Below are 17,784 nucleotides of genomic sequence, written 5' to 3' on the forward strand. Positions count from 1 at the left end.
TGCTTAATGCAAGCGCGTTTGTTTTAGAAATGCAATTTGGCTGCGAGCTGTATTTGGCGAGCAGGTAAGGAACTCAGTATCACGCCCATGTTGGAGTTGGTATTCAGTCCATCCGACCCTGCGGTGAAACCAGTGCTCGGTTGACCGAGATTGGTTTTGTTGAACGCGTTGAATGCCTCAAGTCGAAGCTCCAGACTGGTTCGCTCGGTAATATGCGTTGTCTTGAAGACCGACATATCGAAATTCAGAACTCCAGGACCGCGCACCTGCGAATAGTATCGTGGCGTATTTCCGAATGTATAAGGGGCAGGATTGATGAAGGCTTGATCGTTGAACCATTTGGCACGTGTAGGATGCGCCACTCGAACGCTCATCCCCGGACGGAAGTTAGGTCGAGTAGCGATACCCGAGTTATTTGCCCCCGAGAATGCAAGCGGTCGTCCAGTCTCCGCTGTGATAACGGTGTTGAACTGGATTCCTCCAACCAAATGATCCAGCCATGCTGATTTATTGAGGAAACGTTGATTCTTACCGAAGGGCAGATCGTACAGCGCCGAGACTACACCCCGATGAGTCACATCAATTGCATCAACGCTGTAGTCTCCGTCGAAATTGTGGATATTTTGGATCGTGCCCCCAGTGCTGGAGATGCCCGTCGTCGTGGAAATATCGGTCGAGATGGGAAGATCCATCACCTTTCCATAGGTGTAGGAGCCCAATACCTGCAACCCACGCTGGGCTCGTCGCTGAACCGAGACGTAAAGGAAGTTGCCATCGAAATGGGCGCTTCGTGGATTACTGAGCACGACTGACTGCATGTATGGATAAGGCTTCAACAGGTTGGCGCGCGTAATAGTAGCGGCTCCCAATGTTCCTGGCACCTTACCGGCATAAGGATTCGGAACGGAGGCATTCAAGTAAGCTGCTCCCTCGCTGAAGTTGCTGGGATCGAGCACATCGATATTCTGATTTCCAAGATTAAAATGCGTGCCGTGATTGCCGAGATACGACACATCCAGCACCATCTGGTACGGCAGTTCCCGTGAAAGAGTGAGCGTGTACTGCTGCGATTGCGGATCTTTCGCGTCCGGCAGAATGTAGTATCCGGCCTGCCCCAGAAATGCATTCTGTCCGCCTGCGGCACCCAACGGCTGTGTCGCGGGAAAGGGCACCCCGTTCGCCAGCTTGAAAGCAGTGCCGTTAGTCGTGGCTGATCCATAGTTTGTGTTGAGAGAACCGAATCCGTTGAAATTTCCTGCAGCCTGGTCATACGAGACCTGCGCGGTAGTCGGATAGTAGATAGCAAATCCACCGCGAGCTACAGTCCTGTTGTCATTGGTAAGCACAAGAGCGAAGCCGACGCGCGGACCCCAGTCGTTCCAGTTCTCCTTAACGAAGTTACCGCCTTCACCATTAAGACCCGCATAGCGTACCGCGCCAAGATATCCATTCAGCGTATTCACGCGTGTAATGTCAAAGTCATCGATGCCATTATGCTTCTCATACGGTTGACGCTGATAGTCGTAGCGGAGGCCGAAATTGAGCGTGAGTCGTTGGTTCGGATGCCAATCATCCTGCACATAGCCGGCATACTGTTGCTGACGAAATGCAATTCCCTGTGCAAGTCCTACCGAGGCGCTTCCCACGGCTCCCGCCAGGAAACTGGCGTACTGACTTCCGGTGCCGGTGACGATCGTGGCGTCCGTACCTTGAGCCGTCTGGTTCGCGCTAAACGAGTATGCGCCCGAAGCATTTCCTGACTGGTTGTTATAGCCCTCAACAAATCGGCCATCGAATCCGACGTGCAGGGTATGGGAACCTATTGTCCGAGTTACATCGTCCACCAGTTCGATTGTTGTCGAAGCCCGGAAACCGATGGTTCCATTCAACGCGGTCAGGCCGTTGTTAAAAATAGGAGCTACGATTGGGCCGACGCCAGGAAGTCCGATCTTGGATGCGTAATTTTGATTCGCCGTTACAGCCTGAAAGGGAAAGTCCGACCGCAGGATCGCGAAACGAAGGTCGTTTATCAGCGACGGAGAAAAGATATGTGTCTCCGAGATCATCGCGTCGTAGTTTTGCAACGTATCGTTGCGATAGTAAAGCGGGCCATATCCCAGGTTTCCATTGTTCGTGAAGTTTTGGTAATAGGCATAGCGAGCCAGCAAGCTGTCCTTCTCTGAGACACGGAAGTCGATGCGGCCGAGGGCAGTCTTCTCTCTCGAAACGAGCTTTGGATCTGCGTAGTAGTTGTTGGAGTGGGTGCAGGAATCTCCTGCTTGATTCGACAGCGGATAAAACAGCGACTGCGCGGCCACAGCTACCGGATCCATATTACTGATCTTGTTTCCAGGATAAGCTGTACGCGGAGTTGTCGAAGAGCCGGTCGTGGGGTCATAGATGATCGTTGGCTGGCATACTTGCGTTCCGCCTGTAGTGACATAGTGGCCAAGATCGCTGAAGTCTCCGTTTCGCTCCTGCGCGGTAGGCACACTAGAGAGGTAAGGAGCTCCATTGACGAAGCGGTACTCTTCATAATTTCCGAAGAAGAACGCACGGTCCCGCTTGATGGGACCTCCGAATGTTCCGCCATAGTTGTTGAAGCGCAGTTCCGGCTTGCCCAGGGCGGGCTTGGGTATTGCGGTAGCCGCATCCAATGCATCGTTGCGAAAAAACTCGTAGAGCGAGCCGTGGAACTGGTTGCCGCCTGAACGCGTGATGACATTAATGACGCCACCCGAGGTATAGCCGAACTGTGCGGGAATAACGCCTGTCATGATGCGGAACTCCTGCACTGAGTCAGCCTTGATATTTATGGCCACCTCGCCGAGGTAGTTCTGTAGATTGCTGACGCCATCGAGCAAGTTATTGTTCCCGCCGGGTACGCCGCCAGAGATGCGGATAGCGGAGGCCTGCGTTCCGCGATTAGTGAAACCCTGGTTGGTGGCGCCTGCCGCAGACTCTACGCCGGGACTGAGAGTTGCGAGTGCGAGTACGCTTCGCCCATTCACCGGCAACTCCTGTACCGCACGTGTATCCACAGTATTGCCGATCTGAGCGTCAACGATGTCGAGTGCTGGAGGCGTGGCCTGAACATCCACACGGGTTGTCACGCTTCCTAATACCAGCTTGACGTTCGAAGTCACGTGCGCCGCGGCATCCACCACAATGTTCCGGACACTTGCAGTGGAGAAACCTTCCAGGGACACGGTAAGGCTGTACCTTCCCGGTGGCAGCGGCTGAGATTGGTAGTAACCGTTGCCGTCGCTGACGAGGTCTCGCGCAATGCCTGTACTGTCGTTTCGGAGGTTAACCTTGGCGCCAGCGACTACATCCCCACTGGCATCCGTGAGCGTTCCGCCCACATAACCAACGTCCTGCTGTGCATGAGCAGGCGTACTGGCAATCCATCCTACCGGGAGAAGAAAGAAGAAGGTCAACAGGTGACGAAGCACCTGCGACGGAAATTTCACCTGCACATGGGTTATATTGGCGTTCATCGATGTAATATCCTCTTACTGTGATGTAAAGCGGTTAACCTTTACTAAATAAGACTCAGAAACGACGGCGTTCTCCAGAACGCAGTAATACTAATGATATGTTGACGGGCTTGTCAATCGCTTAATCTCTAGTGCAAGCTGTTTCTGTAATTCTGGCATTTCGTCCGCATCCCCAATATCCATCACGTATTCCGAGGTATCTATGAAATCTTTTATTTCGATCATTGCCTGCGCTCTGGGCGGGTTCCTGTTATCCCCGCCCTCCTTGGCGCAGGGCCCCCCAACTAATTCTGCGGAAGCAGACTTCGCACAGCTAAGTCACTATCGCGAAGCAAACCTCCAGATGTCACTGTCAGGCACGAAGATCAAGGTAGTGTTCCTGGGAGATTCCGTGACGGAGCGCTGGGGCTCTCTCTCTGGTAAATGGTTTGCCGACCCCGGCTGGGTGAATCGCGGAATTGGTGGACAAACGAGCTCGCAATTATTATTGCGGGAGCGCGACGATGCGCTCAACCTTCATCCGTCCGCAATTGTTCTTGAAGCCGGATCGAACGACATGCGTCTGGGCTTTACGCCAGAGGCGATCCGCGATCATTTCCTGACCATGGGGGAGCTTGCCCAAGCTCACCATATTGCTATCTTTGTGACAACCATGACACCTACGTGCGACTGCTTCCGTCCACTCTCTGGGCTGCGCACGGTAAGTAGAATTCACGATTTGAATCGGCTACTGGCAGCAATGTGCCTGGAGAGGCATTGGACTCTGATCGATATAAACACTCCACTTGCCAACGCCAGCGGATATATGCGAAAGGAACTCACTGTAGAGGGAGTCCATCCCAACGACGCGGGCTACGCCTTGATCGCGCCTCCAATAGAACGGGCATTGCACGCATATCGATTGAAGAAACCTTAAGTGGACGAGTTTATCGCTTAACATATAGACTTCTGCCTGCATCTGATCCCTGAGATTTCAGGGGGACAGTACACTTGCGAACGGGCAACGATGTAAGCATGCATAAGACTTGGGAGCAATGGCAGTGAGAGAGCTAGATCTGCAGCAGATTGTAGGAGACCTGGTTGTCGTGGGCGGAGGTCTGGCCGGCGCATGCTGCGCTATTACGGCAGCACGACAAGGGCTGCATGTAACGCTCGTGCAGGACCGTCCCGTGCTTGGAGGAAACTCCTCGAGTGAAGTGCGGCTCTGGGTGCTTGGAGCTACCTCGCACATGGGCAACAATAACCGCTGGGCTCGCGAAGGCGGCGTGATTAACGAGATCCTCGTTGAGAATATGTGGCGCAATCCCGAAGGAAACCCAGTGATCTTCGACTCGATTGTGCTGGAGATGGTGATCGCAGAGGCAAAGATTACTCTGCTTCTGAACACCGCGGCTCACAGTCTCACCATGTGTGATGCTGACACGATTGCTCAGGTACAAGCGTTCAATAGCCAAAACCAAATCTCCTACGCACTTGAAGCTCCTCTGTTTGTGGACGCTTCCGGCGATGGCATCCTTGGCTTTCTAGCAGGTGCAGAGTTTCGGATGGGTGCGGAGGCAGCTTCGGAGTTTGACGAGCGCATGGCATCATCCGAGCCGGAACATAAGCTGCTTGGCCACTCTCTGTATTTTTACAGCCGCGATACCGGGCAGCCAGTTCGCTACATCCCTCCAGCGTTCGCGTTGAAGGACATCACAAAGATTCCGCGTTATCGAGAGCTGCGAGTCTCCGACTCCGGTTGCCGCCTTTGGTGGCTTGAGTACGGTGGCGACCTGGACACCGTGGGCCAGACCGAAGAGATCAAATGGGAACTTTGGAAGGTTGCCTATGGCGTCTGGGACTACATCAAGAACTCCGGAAACTTTCCCGATGCGGAGTGCCTGACGCTCGAATGGATGGGAATGATACCCGGTAAACGGGAGAGCCGCCGTTTCGTCGGCGATATGATGTTGACTCAAAATCATATTGTCGAGCAGACAATCTTCGAGGATGCCGTCTCGTTTGGCGGATGGGCAATCGATCTGCATCCGTCCGATGGCGTCTTCAGTCCGCAGGCCGGATGCACGCAGTGGCACTCGAAGGGCGTCTATCAAATTCCATACCGCACGCTTTACAGCCAGAGCGTGCGAAATCTGTTTTTATCTGGCCGCCTCATCAGTGCGACACACATAGCTTTCGGTTCCACGCGCGTTATGGGAACGTGCGCACATAATGGCCAGGCAGTGGGCATGGCGGCTGCGTTGTGCACAGCGCGGAGCCTGACGCCTCGTGACCTGTTGGAACCTAGTCGCATGCAATCTCTGCAGCAGATGTTGCTACGCAGCGGGCAGCATATCCCCGGTGTGCGCCTGAAAGATAACGACAATCTTGCACATGAAGCCGCCATCACCGCCTCTAGCACTTTCAAACTTGCGGCGTTTCGCTCCAGCGGAGAACTCGCAACTTCCGAACGATCTCATGCCTTGCTGCTCCCTGTGGCGCAGGGTGTAATGCCAACGGTAACGTTAGAAGCGCGAGTGCGAAAGAAGACAATCGTCCATGCGCAGTTGTGGAGCTCGTCGCGCGCTGGAAATACGACTCCAGATATTCTGCTGGCATCGATCGACGTGCCCGTAGTGCCGGGGGAGTCCGTTCCCATACCTTTGGACTTTCACATCTCCATGCAGGAAACTTCGCATGTGTTTGTGATTGTGCCTCCCTTCAGCGATGGCGCACTATACTTGAGCTGCGCGAATGCGCCAGGTGTCATGACGCTCTCTCAAAAGATGAACGCCGCAGTTGCGAAGAGCCCGGTACAGACTCCACCAGAGGACTCTGGCATCGACACCTTCGCCTTCTGGCTGCCAGAGCGCAGGCCGGCGGCACGAAATCTAGCTGTAAGAATCGAGCCGCCCATCGATCTATTTGGCCCGGAGATGGTAGTAAACGGATTTGCGCGACCGTGGTGTGGAGTGAACGGATGGGCGCCTGATCCAACAGATATGACACCAAAGCTGCAGCTGGCCTGGGATACTCCGCAACGCGTAAACGAGATTGCAATCACCTTTGATACGGACTTTGATCATCCGATGGAGTCTGTGCTCTTGACACATCCCGAGTATGTGATGCCTGGATGTATCACCGCCTTTCGCGTGAGGACCTCCGAAGGACAGACGTTGGCAGAGGTAAATGAGAATCACCAGACACGCTGGCATCTCACCTTGAAGGAACCGCTCCTTACTCGAGGAATCACCATAGATGTGCTGGCATACGGACCTGCTGTGCCTGCGATTTTTGAGGTCTCCTGCCGGTAAGAGGTTCATGTGTCCAAGCCTGTTCGATCGAATCCGTGGATGATAGTGGCACTGCTCTTTGTGGTGGCGCTGCTTAATTATTTTGATCGGCAGAGTCTCTCCGTTGTAGCGCCGCGAATGCAGGCCCAGCTCCATCTCTCCGACACAGGATACGGACACATCGTCAGCCTGTTTCTGCTTGCCTCTGCATTTGCCTACGCTCTTTCAGGATTTGTCAGCGATGCTATAGGCACACGCAAAAGCATGACGTTGTTTGTTGCGTTCTGGTCATTAGCTGAGGCGGCCACAGCATTTGCAAGTTCCATCTTCCTGCTCGGACTTGTGCGCTTCTGCCTGGGGTTGGGGGAGCCAGGATTATGGGTGGCCGCTCCCAAGGCCGTCGGTGAAATGTTCGAGAAGAAGCAGCGCAGTCTCGCCATCGGTATCTACACCATGGGCGCTACCGTGGGAGCCGTTGTCGCCATTCCCACCATCGTCGCAGTCACAGTCCATCTACCATGGAGATCCATCTTCCTGATCGATGGTGCAGTCGGTCTTCTATGGGTCCCTGTGTGGTGGTTCCTCTACCGCGACACAGTACCAGACAGTAAAACTGTAAAGTCTGCGAGAGGCCGCGGGATGGTACGAGAACTCCTTGCGCGTCCCGAGACATGGCAACTACTCATCGCTCGTGGCATGACGGACCCCGTCTGGTACTTTTACCTTTTCTGGTTTCCAAAATATCTATTAAGCGTCCGCCATCTCACGGACTCACAGATGGCAAATTATGGCTGGGTGGTCTATTTAGGAGGAGGCGTAGGCACGCTCGTGGGCGGCCTGCTCTCGGGCACAATGATCCGCCGCGGCATGGAGGCCGGTCTCGCATACCGACGTGCAATGAGCTGTTCAGCCGTACTTGTACTGATAAGTCCATTCGCCTTCTTTGCCCCTAGTCTGTTGACGGCGGTTCTGGTGGCGTCGGTCGTCGCGCTCGCGCACATGGCATGGCTGATCAATTTGACCTCGGTCCTGCTGGAGGTATTTCCCCTCGCACAAGTTGGCAAGGCAGCGGGATTCGTCGCAGCGGGCAGCGCCCTGGGGGGCATGGTATCGAGCGAGATCATCGCCTACTTCGTGACGCACGGGGGCTATCGACCGGTATTCTTCCTGATGGCGATCATGCATCCGCTTGCGCTCGGACTCTTGTGGACTGCCTTCCGTGGCAAACCCCTCGAATCCGAGCTTTCGCCTCTTCAGGAAAATCTCGTCTGAGACTCTACGGCAACTCCGTAGCGAACATCTTTTGCACGGCCTTCCAGCTATCTCTGTGCTCTCTCTCCATGTTTACAACGCCCCACCGGCGTATGCCGTCGGCGGGCGTTCCTTTGATCAGGGAGCGATAGTCGTTCCATGTCCACAGCGAACCGCCGATCATCCATGGCCGGACCTTCATAGCCGTAACAGCATCCTCAATATTGCGGATGCGTTCCGGGTCATGCAGCCCCGGTTCACCCATCCGTCCAAACTCAGTCACAAAGATCGGCTTGTTTGGGTAAAGCTCATGCGCACGATCGAAGCGCTTCGCATATTCTCCGTACACATTAATGGAGACGAAATCGGAGTATTGGCTCGCCTCATCGCTGCCACTCTTTACCGCTGGATCGCTGGTATAGCGCGAAGCAAAGGTAATCAGCCGCGTCGGATCGAGGTTCAACGTGTAGGAACGCATGTCCCGCGTCCACGCGATACCCTCTTTCATATACGACTCGTATTCATTGCCAACGCTCCATGCGATCACAGAAGGATGGTTCCAATCTGCCTCCATCATCTCGCGCATCTGTTGCTTCCACAGGGAACGGATGCCCGGGTCAGCCATCTGCCAGGCACTCATGTTCCAGTTGCCAGCCTCCGGAATCAATAGGATGCCATGCCGATCCGCGAAGTCGAGCAGCGATTGCGCCTGGGGATAGTGGGCAATCCTCATCATGCGCATGTTGTCCGCCAGCATGTCGCTCATGTCGCGTTCTACGATGGCATCAGATTCGCGCAGACCTTCCTTGGCATCTTCGCTGACACGATTAGCTCCAAACAGATGTACAGGACGTCCATTGAGCAGTAGTTCCGTTCCCTGCACGCGAATCTCACGCACTCCAATGTGCGACTTCCATTCATCTCCAGGCAGATGAAGCTCTGCATCGTAGAGGAAGGGATCGCGCACACTCCAAAGGTGCGCATGTGCAAGTTTGCCGCTCCAGGTTACCTCGCCATCGCTGTTAGCGGCGACCCGCACAGATCGAAAAACAACTGCGACTCCGGCCACGTTGCCGCGAATCGTCGCAGGTACTGGCCTGATACCGCCGTTATGAACTGTTGCCCGAACGGTGATCGTTGCATCGCCTGTAGCGAGGTTAGGCTTCGCGTCTACCTTCAGATTCCGAAAGTAGACAGCATCGCTAATAAGCAGACTAACCGGCCGAATGATACCGCCATACGGCATCCAGCCTACGATAGTGGCGCGCCCCGCCCTCAGTTCGGTGGATGGATGTCCAGCGGCAAGCGCAGGAATCGAGGTCAGGGTCGGAGTGTTGTCGACGTCGACGAGCAGATGATTCGTTCCCTCTCGAAGCAAGCCGCTGACGTCAAACTCAAACGGCGTATACCCACCTTCATGCGTGCCAAGATGCTTCCCATTCAGCCAGACCTGTGCCACGTCGTACACAGCGTCGAAATGCAACCGAACTATCTGGCCTTTACGGAGGGCAGGTGCATCGAAGTCACGCTCGTAGATCGCATGACCGATGTACTTCTCATATCCCTTCTCTACCGGCCAACAGTGAGGCACTATTACCGGATGCTCTGTGGCGTCGAGGGTAGTGCGAAAACTCCAGCCGGCTCCATCGAGATCGATGGCCGTAGCTGCGCACAGAAAGGAAGGAAAAGCGTACAGACAGCCACTGAGCACCAGGGCAACAAGAAGACGATTGCGCATCGTAAGAACCTCACTCCAAGTCTCGCGTGAAAGATCAAAGAATCGGTGCAAACGCGATTTAGGTTAATCGATTAATTGATTAGAGCTGCTTCTGTCAATAAAAGACTGCTTGAATCAAGCAGTCTTTCCCCGCATCAGCTCATACGGCAAAAGAATTCGCTGTGGTCGCGTCTCTGGCTTCTCAATCGAATCAATCAGTAGATCGGTGGCGAGTTCGCCCATGCGATACGTTGGGATCGCTAGTGTCGTAGGTATGGGACGAAGGTGATCACCCGAGATCGAATTGCCGCGGCTGAGCACCGCCAGATCCTGCGGCAACGATATTCCCCGCTCTTCCGCGTAGTCATAGAGGTAGACCAGCATCTGATCGTCTGCGGTGAAGATGGCAGTCGGACGGTTACGCTTCACGCGGAACCAGCGGTCCAGGATGGTGAATGCCTGTCCCATATCGTACTGCGTACAACCAATCCGTTCTGCACTCAGCGTAAGTCCGTGGCCGGCCAGTCCATGGCGCAGTCCCTTGACGAGATGGTTATGCGTAGGCAGCGTTGACAATCCACTGAGAAACGCAATGCTGGTGTGACCATGCTCAACCAGGTACTCGGCCGCCGCCGTGCCGATGGCGATGTCGTCCACACCGACATAGTTGATCGAGGCATCGCCATAATAGGAATTGATCATCACGAACTTGATCTGCGCGGTCTGCAACTCCGCGATCGCCTCCTCCGCATCCTTGGTGGTGCAGGAACGGGTGTTAATGAGGATCAGGCCGTCGGTAAAGCGGCTCTCCATAATCTGATCGCGCGTAGCCCGCCCCGGTCTTCCCGAAGGCGAAAATACAAGCAGGTTATAGCCCCGACGCATCAAGGTGCTCTGAATGCCGGACAAGGCCTGGGCTATGAATCGGTTGAAGAAGATCGGATCGCGAAGCGGAACCACCAATCCGAGCAGTCTGGTGCGGCGTTCGGCCAGCGCCTTGGCCAGTTCATTGGGATAATAGCCCATCTCCGCGGCGATGCGAACGATCTTCTTGCGCGTTGCCGCACTCACGCGTGTTGACTCCGACTTATTCAACGCGATCGAGACGGCGGCAGTGGAGACGCCAATCCGTTTCGCAATATCGGACAATCTAGGCACAAACGTGCTCTTCATCGCATCCTTCTCGGTGTGCAAACTCACAGTGGCTGTGCGCTATCCATCCTAATGCACAAAGAGACCGCTCCGCTCACATTTTGCTGGTTTAAGATAGATCAAGCGGCTAACTTCAAAGAAATATTCATTATTTCAGAAATTTGACATAACATGGATCGCGCATACGGATGGTACGAGTCCACGATGCAAACATGCTCGGGAAAGGTACGGAGCCAATCATGTCGATTAATCGCAGAGGATTTATGGGACGCATCGCCTTGGCGGCTGGCGCGTTAGGCCCATGGACGCCCAAGTCTCTCCTGGCGGATGAAACCTCTCATCCCACCCTCGAATCAGCATCCCCCGCAGCAAGGCAGCATCACGAGCACGATCCGGCTTCGAGCAGAAAAAAGGGATATATCCGGCCGAATACGATCCAGATCGTCCAGCAAAGCTATGATCTGATCGTTGTTGGAGGCGGCATCTCCGGCGTATGCGCCGCAATCAGCGCCGCGCGTAACGGGATGCATGTGGCCCTGGTGCATGAGCGATCCATGCTTGGCGGCAACTCCTCCAGCGAGGTCCGGCTGTACCCGGAAGAGACCTGTGGCTTCAGTACATGGGTCAAGGAGGCCGGCATCCTCGAAGAGATGTCCGTCGAAGAACGGGCCCGCAACTGGGAGCCGTCCATCGAAGGGCTCATGAACTCGCAATGGGACCTGGTGCTTTACGAATGGGCGAGGCGCGAAAACAAACTGCACCTCCTTCTAAATACCACCATGCGTGAAGTAGAGATGAAGGATGAGTCACACATTCTCGCCATCCATGCCGCGCAGCTTGGAACCGAGAAGGGTTTCATCCTCGACGCGCCTCTCTTTGTCGACGCGTCCGGCGACGGCGTTCTGGGATACAGGGCTGGCGCCGCATTCCGTTGGGGATGCGAAGCGCGATCAGAGTACGGCGAGCATCTGGCGCCTGCCGAGCACAACGAAAACCTGATGGGAAACACTCTCTTCTTTCGTGCCCGGGATACGGGCAAGCCCATCGAATTCAAACGCCCGGAGTGGGCAGCCACATTCGATACCGAAGCAGACCTCACGCATCGTGGGCATGGCTTCATCGAAGGAGGATACTGGTGGATCGAAGTAGGTCATCCTTTGCATCCCATTCGCGATAACGAAGAGATCCGCGATGAAGCTCTGCGCCAACTACTCGGCGTATGGGATCACATCAAAAACCACTGCACCGAATCGGACATTCGCGAACGAGCGAGAAGTTACGCACTGGAGTTCGTCGGTTTCTGGCCCTATAAACGTGAGTCTCGCAGGGTCATAGGAGATTCCGTCCTGACAGAGAAGGATATTCGTATGCCTTCGGTTCGCCCCGATGACATCGCCTACGGTGCCTGGGGCGTAGATATTCACGTCTCCGGCGGCATTGAGACGAGGCAAACCGAGCCCTACCCCGATCCTCGGAGCGACGCCAACTTCGCCGAGCGCGGAACCATTCCCTACGGCATTCCTCTACGCGCCTGCTACTCAAAAAACATTCACAATCTGCTCACCGCAGGCCGTCCCATCAGCGCAAGCTATGTTGCCTTTGCTTCCTCCCGCGTACTGCCGACCGGCGCAATCGTAGGCCAGGGAGTCGGTGTTGCAGCAGCCCTATGCAAGCAGTATGCGTGCGAACCAAGCGTCATCGCCCGGGACCACGCCTTCGAGCTGCAACAGATCCTGCTACGCCAAGACGCCTCTATCCCTGGGGTAGTCAATGCAGATAAAAATGATCTAGCCAGAAGCGCACAGGCCACCTCCAGCAGCAATGCGCGGCTCTCCTTTCCGGAGTCGGATGCTTTTCATGCTGCGGCGTTACCCCTCGGTCAACTCTTTCCGGTCTCGACTAATCAGCTAGACAGTGTTGAACTCCTGCTTCACTCAAAGGCGCAGACACCCACAACCGTAAAGCTCTCACTATGGAAGGCGCAATCGGTCTGGGATCTTCGACCAACTAAGGTGCTGACGACTTCTTCGGCAACCGTTCAGCCACAGCAGAGAGGATACGTCTCCTTCCCTCTGAATTTTCATGCCGAACCCGGCAGCCTCTACTTCATCCAGATAGGCGCGAATCCAGAGATAGCCTGGTCGCTCTATACCGACAAAATGGGCGTTCCATCCCTTGTTCCCGCAGGCACAACTCCCGCCGATGATCCTGGCGGCTCGATGTGTCGGCCCCTGACCCGGGGCAAGTCGTTTGCGATGCGCGTGACGCCAGAGCAACGCCCCTACACCGCCCAGAATGTAGTTACCGGGACCAACCGTCCGGATAGGTGGACCAATATCTTCAAGTCTGACCCAAAGCAGGCCTTACCTGCTTGGATCGAGCTCAACTGGCAAAAACCTGCTCGCTTTAATCAGATACAGCTCACCTTTGATACGGACCTGAACCGGCGCACGTCTCTGCCAATGTTTCGCAATCCAGACTGCGTGAAAAGCTATACCATTGCGGTTCTTCAGCACGGTGGATGGAAGACAGTGGTGGTGGAAAAAGATAACTACGCTCGCCGTCGCGTCCACACCATCGAACCCACAACCGCAGACAAGATTCGCGTTTCGATCTACGAAACAAACGGTGCCATGCAGGCTCGAATCTATGAAGTTCGCGTCTACAACGAGGAGAGAGCGTAAATCCGCGTCCTCCGAGGGGTGCCCCAAACACTTGGCTTGCCGAAGCCGGACTTCTGCAAGCCAAGTGGAATCAATCGCTCGTGCCAATCCATCTGAATCATAGGGTTGGGTTTCCACGATAGCCGATAATACACTCATTGTTAGGTTGAGATGCTAGTGCCGCAAGGCATAGGGGTTCAAGTCCCTCGTCCTCACCATCCTTTTACATCAATCCGTTACGATCGACCCTCAAAATCAGCCTTCTTGTTTTGGGACTGCAGCGGTCCGTCAGCGATTTTCAGTGTTGACTTCGGCTATGAGTTAGGCAAGGTGGCGGTACGACGGCGTTGGACGCGCCGTGCCCCTGACCATTAGCAAGTGGAATCTTACTAATGGCTGACCTCGATATATCCCCGTCTCAATCTGTGCGCAAGTGCCGTTCGCCGTGCGGCGACAACTTCATACATGGCTTATCAGGTAGTCGGCTACAGTCTGGGGATAGCGGAACATGCGAGCGGCCGGCGAAGCTAGAACGCGGCTTCACGGGAGAGTTCATTAGGAAGGTTCTAACGCCCCTGATAGACGCTCCACATCACAGCAATGCATGGGGTGCGGTAACATGCACGCCCATCAGACGAAAGATCATTGTTGCGACGTAGCCACGGCAGGAAGCCGAGCAGTCTGACAAGGAAGGGTTTGATTACTCATCTCGAAAGTCAGCTCGCTGCGAAGCATCGGTCAGGCAAAAACCGCATGGCTGGCCATTAGCCAAAGATACTTCGATCGCTTCCGCACACTGGATCGGCGGACTGTCAGGAATCACGTTCGTCGATTTAACTAAGCCTGTTGTAATAGACCTCTATCCGCAGACTCAATATGGGATATCAGGTTGGTAAGGAGATCGTGAACACCCGAGGTTGGGCTCTTTAATTGTTGTCATGTTTAGGGACGGCCGATTCCCTGCCCTACGATAGTAGTGCTTCTGCGTAAGCCCTAGCAGCACTTCGCTCACAAATAACTGCGGCACTGCGTTACCCGCATGGCGACTACACGGGCAACATCTTCCGGCTGGACTTTCTTGTCAGAATTGCCACCACTACGTCCAAAATTCGTGTTGACCGATCCGGGGGCGATGACGGAAACACGAATATTGTGCTGCCGCAACTCTTCGGCCACGGAATAGGTTACTCCATTCAAACTCAAACTCCATTTTGAGGCCGAGTAGGCCGCCCCGTTTGCGAGGGAATTATGCCCGGCGAGCCCGGCCTACGGGTGCATCCCGAGGTTCTGGCTGTCATGCCAGAAGGTTGGCATCGATCTGAGCGAAGCGATGCCTCAAAAGCTGACGCAGGAACTGGCCCGGGAAGCGCAGTTGCTCATCACGATGGGCTGCGGAGACAAATGCCCCTATGTTCCAGGGCTAACGCCGGTATGATTGACCTCTACCCGACCCTAAAGGCCGTCCTCTGGATGAAGTGCGTGCCGTACGAGAGGACACCCGTAGTCGGGTCTCAACACTCGTGAATACTGAAGGGTTCACAAAGGATTAGCCATAGATGGAATTAACGATTGGAGATGACTTCCGGATTTGTCGGCAATCCGGTTGTAACCGGCTGACACCATACAGATCACGCAATCACTTTATCTAAGAGCTTTGGCCGTCGCCCACCGCGCCACATCCACAATTCCAACGACTCCTAAGTGGACGGAAGCTGTTATTACTTTGAGGCACTGGGCCGGCCGGATCGCTTAGAGATTGCGCTCTTCGGCAATCGCGGAACAACCTGAACGCCCGCCCAAAGCGTTGCGATCGTTTGCTCGACCACGAGAGTCTGGTCAGTCAAGCCAGGCACAGCCCCTTGGATGACCATGAGTGTGGCGAGGCCAAAGATAGTGAACCACCAGGTGTGGGCTACTACTATGTCACTACTTGGCAATCCTTCATCCCTGGCAACATCGAAAAAGAGCTGCACGAAACGACCGAACAGCGGCGCGCCAATGTCGTTGATGTATTCCCCAGCGCGGACGCCGTTGCGGTTCTCAGGCCCGAAGAAGACGTTACGGAACTGCTGTGGATGGGCAGTGCAGAATTGAATCAAGCCGCGTGAAGTGGCAAAAAGACGCTCTTTCGGTGCAAGATGTTTAGCTGCAATCGCGTCGAAGTTCTGAACCAGCAGCCCGATCGTCTCGCTGCTCAACTCGGCAAGAATGTGCCATTTGTCAGGAAAATGCTGGTAGATCACGGCGTGCGTATAGCCGATCTCTTTAGCGATCGCACGAAGCGTCACGGCTTCGTAGCCGCGATCGGCGAACATTTTGCTAGCGGCCGCAAGGATTTCGCCCCGCAGCCTTTCCTTACGCTCTACCCGACGACTTGGTGATGTGGATGTCACTTCAATAGCTTAGCCCCTTTTGACGATTTTTGCGACCTATTGTTTATTTATAACCATAGGTTATGTTATAACCGATGGAGAACAGGGCGAGCATAGCCGGCAACGCTTTCGGCATAGACGGCAGATGACGCTTCGCCGAGGAACAGTTTTGCGCCCCTACGCTACCGCAGAAATCCCACGGAACCGTCGGACGCTAGCTGCATAAGTTTCATCAAGGAGGACATTATGGAAGAAGTTAACGAACGCATCGCGCAGAACAAATATGCACGAATGGCGGGATTGATGTATCTGCTGGTAATTGCCGTCTTCGTCACAGGACTGTTTCTGAGGTCCAGCGTCGAAAAGAGCGGCAACTTTATAGATTCCTCGCACCGGATCGCCTCTTCCGAGCACGTATATCGGATCGGTGTTTCGGTCCAACTGAGTACGATGCTCCTGGCGCTTTGGCTGGCGATCAGCCTTTACGTAGCTCTTCGCCCCGCAAATCGGAATCTTGCACTGGGCGCGTTTTCATTCCGATTGAGTGAGATTGTTCTTGGCTCTATGTGGATCGTCCTGCAATTTCTCTCATCCTCCGTTCACATTGCTGCAGATCACGCAGGCATGTTCAGCGTGGGGCAGTTGAGTGAGCTTTCAGAGTTGATATCCCAGGCAGCAGCAAATTCCCTAAACGTTAGCGCCATCTTCATGGGGATGGGATCGACCATCTTCTTCTATCTCTTCCTTCGGTCCGGCTACATTCCGAGAGCACTGTCCGGGCTTGGTATCTTCGCTTCTCTGTTGGTGATTGCAGCGTGCTTCGGGAAGCTCGTTTTCCCGGAGTACACGAGCATCTTGGACGTTGCCTTTATCCCGACAGGACTTTCGGAAGTGACAACCGGTTTGTGGCTGATGGTTAAGGGGTTGAACCAGGAGTCCCCAGCACTCAAAGCGTGAAGAGTATCCCTTCAAGAAACGGACAGGAGAGATCCAGGGACGATTTGCGGTGCAAAAGCGCCACCCTGTCATGGCACAGCGGTTGATGCGTTTACGAGCGCGCAAGCGTTAATCAGCTCAAAATATACAACCACTGAATAATTTGCAACCAATGGTTAGTAGAGACCTCTAATCGTCAGGTCGCGCATTTGGATTAGCGGCCATATACGCGACAAAGGGAGGATGCGATGAAAGTTCTAGTGATTGGAGCAGCGGGCAAGAGCGGAGAGGCGCTGGTAAATGAGGCGTTGGCGGCCGGACATATGGTGACGGCTTTCGTGCGCGGTGCCGCGCAGTACAAGAAGGTGAACGTCAGAGTTGTTGCGGGCGACGTGCTGGACGCGGCCGCGGTCGACGTTGCGGTCGCCGGACAGGATGCGGTCATCGACGCGCTGGGCGGCAAGACGCCATGGAAAGTGACGACGATGGAAACGCGCGCGGCACACAATATTGTGGAGGCGATGCGGCGCAGTGGCGTACGGCGGTTGCTGAAGATTTCGGTGGTGGGTGCGGGCGAGAGCGTTAAGAACGCCGGCTTCTTCAACAAGCACCTGCTCATGCGGACGTTTCTGCGGGGTCTGCTGGTAGACAAGGCGGGCATGGAGGCCGAGATCGAAGGCAGCAATCTGGACTGGACGCTCGTGCGACCGCCTATGTTGACTGACGGCGACAAGACCGGCATTGCCAGGGTGCTGAGCACGGAGGGCGGCGAGAAAGCGCACAAGATTACGCGTGCCGATCTTGCGGCCTTCATGGTGAAGGAACTCGAAAGCGGTCGGTATGTGCGTCAGGCCGTGACCGTGACGACCACCTAGCAAGGCTGCCGCGAAGATCAACCACCTCTCTCATCGAGGCGATCCG

General features: G+C 54.9%; 11 protein-coding genes. 6 read left to right on the plus strand and 5 right to left on the minus strand.

The genetic code is table 11. The features are described 5' to 3' along the window. Window positions 1–23 precede the first annotated feature (23 nt). Window positions 24–3,500, minus strand: a complete 3,477-nt coding sequence (locus GSQ81_RS09340) for a TonB-dependent receptor (protein ID WP_158910507.1) — start codon at window positions 3,498–3,500, stop codon at window positions 24–26. A 202-nt stretch (window positions 3,501–3,702) separates the two neighbouring features. Here GSQ81_RS09340 and GSQ81_RS09345 point away from each other — a divergent pair, with 202 nt between their 5' ends. The 3 genes from GSQ81_RS09345 (at window position 3,703) to GSQ81_RS09355 (ending at window position 8,044) form a co-directional block, all read left to right on the plus strand. Continuing rightward, window positions 3,703–4,416, plus strand: coding sequence for a GDSL-type esterase/lipase family protein (locus tag GSQ81_RS09345; protein WP_158910508.1), 714 nt, complete (start codon window positions 3,703–3,705; stop codon window positions 4,414–4,416). 124 nt (window positions 4,417–4,540) lie between these two features. Beyond that, on the plus strand, window positions 4,541–6,793 hold the full coding sequence (locus GSQ81_RS09350; RefSeq protein WP_216846410.1) for an FAD-dependent oxidoreductase: 2,253 nt from the start codon (window positions 4,541–4,543) through the stop codon (window positions 6,791–6,793). 9 nt (window positions 6,794–6,802) lie between these two features. Then, window positions 6,803–8,044, plus strand: coding sequence for an MFS transporter (locus GSQ81_RS09355; protein ID WP_158910510.1), 1,242 nt, complete (start codon window positions 6,803–6,805; stop codon window positions 8,042–8,044). A 4-nt stretch (window positions 8,045–8,048) separates the two neighbouring features. Here the strand turns inward: GSQ81_RS09355 and GSQ81_RS09360 are convergent, their stop codons facing one another. Next, window positions 8,049–9,761 (minus strand): glycoside hydrolase family 2 protein, encoded by a 1,713-nt coding sequence (locus GSQ81_RS09360; RefSeq protein ID WP_158910511.1) that lies wholly within the window; start codon window positions 9,759–9,761, stop codon window positions 8,049–8,051. Between the two features lie 114 nt (window positions 9,762–9,875). Further along, complete coding sequence (locus tag GSQ81_RS09365; protein ID WP_158910512.1) at window positions 9,876–10,913, minus strand: LacI family DNA-binding transcriptional regulator; 1,038 nt, start codon at window positions 10,911–10,913, stop codon at window positions 9,876–9,878. 218 nt (window positions 10,914–11,131) lie between these two features. Here GSQ81_RS09365 and GSQ81_RS09370 point away from each other — a divergent pair, with 218 nt between their 5' ends. Next, window positions 11,132–13,576 (plus strand): FAD-dependent oxidoreductase, encoded by a 2,445-nt coding sequence (locus tag GSQ81_RS09370; protein ID WP_158910513.1) that lies wholly within the window; start codon window positions 11,132–11,134, stop codon window positions 13,574–13,576. A gap of 987 nt (window positions 13,577–14,563) precedes the next feature. Here the strand turns inward: GSQ81_RS09370 and GSQ81_RS20040 are convergent. Further along, entirely contained in the window at window positions 14,564–14,758 is a 195-nt protein-coding gene (locus GSQ81_RS20040) for a hypothetical protein (protein ID WP_305794249.1), read from the minus strand. A 515-nt stretch (window positions 14,759–15,273) separates the two neighbouring features. Then, window positions 15,274–15,948, minus strand: coding sequence for a TetR/AcrR family transcriptional regulator (locus tag GSQ81_RS09380; RefSeq protein ID WP_256369661.1), 675 nt, complete (start codon window positions 15,946–15,948; stop codon window positions 15,274–15,276). 225 nt (window positions 15,949–16,173) lie between these two features. Here GSQ81_RS09380 and GSQ81_RS09385 point away from each other — a divergent pair, with 225 nt between their 5' ends. Beyond that, on the plus strand, window positions 16,174–16,884 hold the full coding sequence (locus tag GSQ81_RS09385) for a DUF4386 domain-containing protein (RefSeq protein WP_158910514.1): 711 nt from the start codon (window positions 16,174–16,176) through the stop codon (window positions 16,882–16,884). Between the two features lie 227 nt (window positions 16,885–17,111). After that, complete coding sequence (locus tag GSQ81_RS09390; protein ID WP_158910515.1) at window positions 17,112–17,738, plus strand: NAD(P)-dependent oxidoreductase; 627 nt, start codon at window positions 17,112–17,114, stop codon at window positions 17,736–17,738. Window positions 17,739–17,784 lie beyond the last annotated feature (46 nt).

Origin of the sequence: Granulicella sp. L56 (genome assembly GCF_009765835.1) — a bacterium.
Classification (GTDB): domain Bacteria; phylum Acidobacteriota; class Terriglobia; order Terriglobales; family Acidobacteriaceae; genus Edaphobacter.